6 protein-coding genes are annotated in these 5,270 nt (G+C 32.0%); 2 read left to right on the forward strand and 4 right to left on the reverse strand.

The window, feature by feature from the left end; genetic code table 11:
• Positions 1-30: 30 nt before the first annotated feature.
• Both AC3DU7_RS24170 and AC3DU7_RS24175 read right to left on the reverse strand, forming a co-directional pair.
• Entirely contained in the window at positions 31-780 is a 750-nt protein-coding gene (locus AC3DU7_RS24170) for a CPBP family intramembrane glutamic endopeptidase (protein ID WP_488041849.1), read from the reverse strand.
• 147 nt (positions 781-927) lie between these two features.
• Positions 928-1,911: a hypothetical protein gene (locus tag AC3DU7_RS24175; RefSeq protein ID WP_488041850.1), complete on the reverse strand. Its 984-nt coding sequence runs from the start codon at positions 1,909-1,911 to the stop codon at positions 928-930.
• A gap of 80 nt (positions 1,912-1,991) precedes the next feature.
• Between AC3DU7_RS24175 and AC3DU7_RS24180 the strand changes: the two genes are divergently transcribed.
• On the forward strand, positions 1,992-2,183 hold the full coding sequence (locus AC3DU7_RS24180; protein ID WP_488041851.1) for a hypothetical protein: 192 nt from the start codon (positions 1,992-1,994) through the stop codon (positions 2,181-2,183).
• Between the two features lie 665 nt (positions 2,184-2,848).
• Here the strand turns inward: AC3DU7_RS24180 and AC3DU7_RS24185 are convergent.
• Together AC3DU7_RS24185 and AC3DU7_RS24190 are read right to left on the reverse strand one after the other, a co-directional pair.
• On the reverse strand, positions 2,849-3,199 hold the full coding sequence (locus tag AC3DU7_RS24185) for a carbon dioxide-concentrating mechanism protein CcmK (RefSeq protein ID WP_124143537.1): 351 nt from the start codon (positions 3,197-3,199) through the stop codon (positions 2,849-2,851).
• 141 nt (positions 3,200-3,340) lie between these two features.
• Complete coding sequence (locus AC3DU7_RS24190) at positions 3,341-3,646, reverse strand: BMC domain-containing protein (protein ID WP_202225300.1); 306 nt, start codon at positions 3,644-3,646, stop codon at positions 3,341-3,343.
• Between the two features lie 360 nt (positions 3,647-4,006).
• Here AC3DU7_RS24190 and AC3DU7_RS24195 point away from each other — a divergent pair.
• Positions 4,007-5,270: hypothetical protein (locus AC3DU7_RS24195; protein WP_488041852.1), on the forward strand; the 1,264-nt coding region annotated here is incomplete at its 3' end.

A 5,270-nucleotide genomic window follows, 5' to 3' on the forward strand; every position in this document is an offset into this window, starting at 1 on the left:
TACTCCCTACTCCCTCTTTTCCGGAGAGGTCTATTGATTAACTATTACTAAAACTACATGAGCTATTCCATGAGCTAGTATTGCGGACTCTAAGCCTTTTTGCCAATACAGATATCCGAGAATTAAACCAAATAATGAATTAATCGTAATAATATAGGAAATAAATATTGCATTTACCTGAGTTTGAAATGAAAAAGCGATTGGTAAATGTCCGACTCCAAATAATAAAGATGACAACAAAATTGCCATAATAAAGTATCGTGCTTGGGGTTTACCTTTTCCTCTTTGAAAAATTTTCCATCCTATCCAAACTAAAAATGTCATTAACCCCCATCTCATTAATAATTCTTCGGTAATACCTCCAAATAAAATGCGAGTTATAAATGGTAAATTGTTGGATATTTCTGAACTTTTAGTTACAAAGTCTGAAGGTAAAAAAGGTTGCCATAATAAAGCAATGAATGATAAAGCTAAACCTCCCATGAAACCTCCAATCATACCTGGTAATATCTGCGGTTTAATTACTGGCATAATTGGATTTTTCTTAGCGATCGCTTCTGCTAAAGGTGCTGATAAATTAACTTTTTCACTTAAAGTAACGCCAATAATTACTGCAATGGATAACAACACAGTTTGCTGAAATAAACTCAACAATTTAATTATCCATAAAGGAGGTAATTTTTGATCTTCTGGCAAGGGTATATCGAGTAATAATAAAGATAAGACTCCGACCATACCTATTAACCACAAAACCCAAAATAATTTATTTTTGTAGTTCATAAATCTGTTATAGAAGAAGGAATAAGGAAGAAGGAAAAATTTTGTATTGTCTAGATTTTAAGCTTTTTCGGATAATAGCGCGACCAAAAAACTTTATCCCTTTTAACCTTTTCTTCCCTTCTGCCTTCTGCCTTCGATCGCTTTATTTTACAACTGATAATTAAGACCTATAGCCAATAGTAAACTTGCTAAAACACTACCTAAACAACCTATTCCTAAATTAGTCATATTTGACTGACTAGCTGATGCCATTGCTGTATTTAAATCTGGTGAAGTTAAACGCTCATAATTTTTCACAGCCACAATTGTTTCTGGTAAAGATGATATTAAACTTCCCAAAAAATAATGTAATCCTGCAAAAACTGAATCACCAAATAATTTAGTCAGTAAATCATCATAAATTTCAGTCCAAGCTATAAATAATGTATTTAAAACATAACATAATAATATCAATAAAACTGTGCCTACAATAAACTTCCACCAACTTGCTTCATAATCATCTGCATTAATATCTTCAAATAATTCAGGTCTTTTTTGCTTAAACTGTTTTTCATAAAGAAAAAAGACAAGTATACCTGCTAAACAAACTATACCACCAACAATTATCCAAGGCAAAGTTCGAGGATCTATGACTTCCGGTAAAGGTGAAAATTCTGATTCACCAGTAATAAACCAATAAGCTGTAGTCGCAAAGGTAAACATTAATAATGACATGGACAAATGCCATAAAAATAGCATTTTTTCTTTATTAAGAATTTCAATAAAATTTTTGATATTAGATATTTTTCCGACAAATACCCATTTACCTATAACAATTATTGGTGCGACAATAAACATCAGATAAATATTGGCAAAATTTGAACCTAGAGGAGTTGCTATACCTCCTAACCTACCGAGACTCAATGATAGCAACATCAAAAATAATTCAGGATTATTTGTACTAGAATTAATTACTATTGTGCGTTGATTTTTACCTAAATATTTTTCAGCTAAACCTGCTGCAGAATTTACCATAGTATCTGTAGCAATAGGGATAAACCAAAAGCAAAAAATTATTGCTGCCAAGGCACTAATTGCCAAAAAAGTAATTTCATTAGTAGAGCGGTGTAATTGTATAATCCAAGTATCCATAGGTTCAGATAAGATTCAATATATAGCAGTCCTCGACACGGTTGTGTAGAAAATATTTTGGCATGAGGGAGTATATAACAGTGTTAAGAGTTTCAGACTTTATTATCTGTATTTTAGTTTTTTGCTATATGCTCGCCCTACCTACACCAAATTCAATCAGAAAATTAGCTACAACAAATAAAGACTATCCTGCTGTCATAGTCTTTGCTCGTTGTGGCTATTTTCAATCAACATTTCATTCGATGTTACGTTTTATTGTCAATAATAGATAATTTCAATATCTTTTACAGAGGTTCTATTCTGCTTATTTTAACAATAGCATATTAAATGAAAATGTTCACTTATTACTTTTTGAATTTTTACTATTAAAATTTTACTAATTTTGGGATTTTTGCTGACAGAATATATAGCTTCCTAATTAATTGCAATAGTTTTGCGTGTTCTGGTTATTAATTTTTTATAATTAATTTTAATAAATCAATCAAAAAAAGTTTTGTTTAACAATCTTTATCTCTATGCATACAATTATTAATTACTAATTATTGAATACCTAAAGCCTAATATTTAATCCCAACTAGCCACTCAAATCATACTTCCATAGTACCGTCCACTGTCTATATTTTTTAACTAGCTATCAGCTATCAGCTATCAGCTATCAGCCGAAAAATTTGTGCATATAATTAGACACCTGTTTCGGACCATTCCGGAATGGAAAAGCTTAGGTAAAACATCTCCGACTTCTAGCTAGTCGCTTAATTTTAGGAGGGGTCTAAATCCCCTTCTAAAAAGCTGACCGCTGATTGCTGAACTGCTATTTGCGTAGCATTCCGTTAGGAAACGCTTTTTAATACTAACCAAAATTGTAATTTTTGGTTATGCTATAGTCTTAATGGACGGCTTCAAATAGAATTATGTAGATATTTAATTAAAAATTCATCTACCTATTAGGCAATCTTGGTACAGTTATTCCTTCTACTCGTTGGCGGAATTCCTCAACACCTGGATTAAAATCTATTGGTAAAACAGCCACAATATTATCGTGAGGGCGAGGAATAATTACCCAAGATTCCAAAGTAGCACCATAAGCTTTTTCAACAGCAGCAATTCCTGCATCCATAGCAGTTTTTACTTCCGAAACATCACCTCGAATTTGAACAGTAAACCGAGCGCTACCAACCCTAATATAACCCACTAAAGTGACTCGACCTGCTTTTACCATTGCATCTGAAGCAGCCAAAATACCAGGAAAACCCTTAGTTTCCAGTGCCCCAACAGCTTGTTGTGCCATTACATTTCTCCTAAATTTAAGTTAAGAATTAATCTCTGCAATTAATTGTAAAAATTTTAGATGTCTGTCATAACTAAACTATATATTCAGCCAAATTATCAATAATATTAATTTGAGCTATCAATCAGTTTAGGACAATATTCATCTAAATTGTTCACTAATTTCTGTATAACTTAGTGGTAATACAGATTCTACATTCTCCGGGGGATTAGGAACAATATAGTGACCATCCACTATACCACCATAGACTTTTTCTGCTGCTTCAATGCCAGCTTGGACTGAAGGATAAACTTCAGAAGTTGGTCCCCGAACTACCACGACAAAGTGGCCTCTTTCGGCTATACCATAGTAAACTAAGGTAACTCGCGCAGCTTTGACCATAGCATCTGCAGCAGCTAATATACTCGGAAAACCAATAGTTTCTATGAGACCTACCGCTTCTGGCATAGAAATACTCCTGTACTCTGCAAAAATAAATCAATATAATTGTAATCCTAATGGCTGATGGTGTATATATAAATTGATAAAAAAGCTATTAATTCTACTGGACTATAAGCATTTTTATGGGGTGTATCTCAGTTTTGAAGAAAGCCAAAAATTTATCGCTTTTAGGAAACAGGGAATAGGGAATAGGAAATAGGAAAAAAGTATTTGTGTAAATATGAGATGTACCCTTTTTATCTATAATTTGATCTCTTTTAAATTTTTCTGAAAAATGCAGAATATTATGTGACTAACTTAACTTAAAATTGTCAGATATTATGGCATTTAAGGTTGTTGTAATTTAATTAATTTATACACAATATAATGAAGTATCAATTAATCAAAAATTTTCAGAATAATATGAGAGCGATCGCAAGTAAAAACCATAGCAAAAATTATTCGGTAGTCAAATTTATTTTGGTTGCTCTATTAACTTTTAGCATCACAATTACTTGGTCATCTCTAGCTTTGGCACAAATACCATTCCTGCCAAATATACAGCAAATTGATAATCAAGGACCAATTTTTGATTGGTTTAATCGACCATATCAATGTGGTAATTTAATGTGTAGTAAAGTCTGGTTTAATGGCAGACCTTTAATTACTGTCGCTGCACCATCAGCTAATACAGAAGATAATCAAAATGCTATCTCTACTGCCAAGCAAAGAGCAAAAACTGTAGAAATTAATCTTCAACAACTTTTAAAAATAGTACTACAGTCGAAAGAGCAGAAAATACCAAACTCATCACCTCCAAACCTAACCCCTACATTTAATAATCAATTACCAGAAAAACCGTCTGATTTTGACCCACCATTACTTGCAAAACCGACATTATCTCCCAAGGTAAAAGAACTTCAGACAAGAATCCAGAATATCACCCCAAATATTGATATTATCCGCAAAGATAATATTAATAATCAAGGTACAAATCAAAATTTAAATCTTCATCCTCAAACTCCCAAAATAGAAGTAGGAACTCTAAATAATTTAACAGTTATTTATGCACCAGAACAACCAGGATTAACAACACAAACCATACTCACAGTTACAAAATATGACGTAGTTGCCAACTTTGCTAATAGTGAATTGCAGCTAGCAAATATCTGGCAAAATCGCATTCTTGAAGAATTGAGTATTGCTTTAAAAGAAAGAGAATACTACAACAAAAAACTATATATTATCATCGCTCAAGTTTCTATAATTTTTGCTAGTATGATAATTATTGGCTCAGTCTTAAAGTGGATACAAAAACGCTTGAAAGCTAAAATTGAATTGTTCAAACAAAAAATCAAAGAATTGGAGCAATCTCTACAAGTAAATCCCGAAGAAAAATCTATAGAAAATTCTCAATCTACTGCAAATCCAGCAAATACTCAAGCAAAAGAATCATCAATTAATTTCAACAAAGAATTTTTGCTAAATTCCAACCTAGAAATTACATCTCTTAGTATATTACTAGCAATGGGTGAAAATGCACCTTTAGCATTTTTGAATCAGTTAGAATGCATCTGGTCAGCGTTGCCAAAAGTTTCTCTAAAACGACAATTTATTTTAAATAAACAAAAAAATATTGCTGTTTTACTAG

This window comes from Okeania sp. (assembly GCF_983059655.1).